The organism is Polaromonas sp. P1_G2 (genome assembly GCF_056405515.1).
On the sequence record NZ_JBFUBY010000682.1, the window covers coordinates 1 to 630 of the forward strand.

Consider the following 630-nt stretch of genomic DNA (forward strand, 5'->3'; position numbering starts at 1 on the left):
GCTCGACACCGGTCGCTTGACTGCGCGGTTCGAAACCTCGCCGGAGATCGTGACCCTGATGCCGGATGGAACGGTGCGCTCCGACGAAATGGTGCTGTCGCGAGAGGGTGATGACATTCTCTTGAAGCGTGCGGACGAGAATCTGGCGCTGCGGCTGAAGCCGCTCACCGGTGAGGCAAGTCGGGATATCGAGGGTCGGTTCCATTCGGAAGAACTGGATGCCGATTTGCTGGTCACGTCCAGCGGTGGCGCGATGTTCGCTGTTTGCCAGGGTTTTCTTGGCAGATCGCGCATGCAGTCCCTCTATGCAATCGGGCCGGACGTCTGGCTGATGCCCTGCCCGCGCGGCCTCGATGCGCCCGCACCGGGGGACTGGAGCATCGTGTTCGACCGGGATGGCGACGGCAAGATTGTCGGGCTGACGATCGGCTGCTGGCTGGCCCGTGGTGTACGTTATGTGAAGCGGTAAGCTCTCCGTCGTCGGTGGCAGGCGATCGTGGACGAGAAAGACCCTCTCTGGCCTGCCGGCCATCTCCCCCACAAGGGGGGAGAAGACTCGCGGCACGCTCATTGCCTTACTTGAGGCACTGCGGGTGCGGCTGTGTTAAGCCCCTCCCCCTTGTGGGGGTC

General features: G+C 63.5%; 1 protein-coding gene. It reads left to right on the forward strand.

The window, feature by feature from the left end:
• A partial coding sequence (locus AC1D0P_RS26925; protein ID WP_477679530.1) for a hypothetical protein occupies nt 1-469 on the forward strand: 469 nt, incomplete at its 5' end.
• Between the last annotated feature and the right edge of the window lie 161 nt (nt 470-630).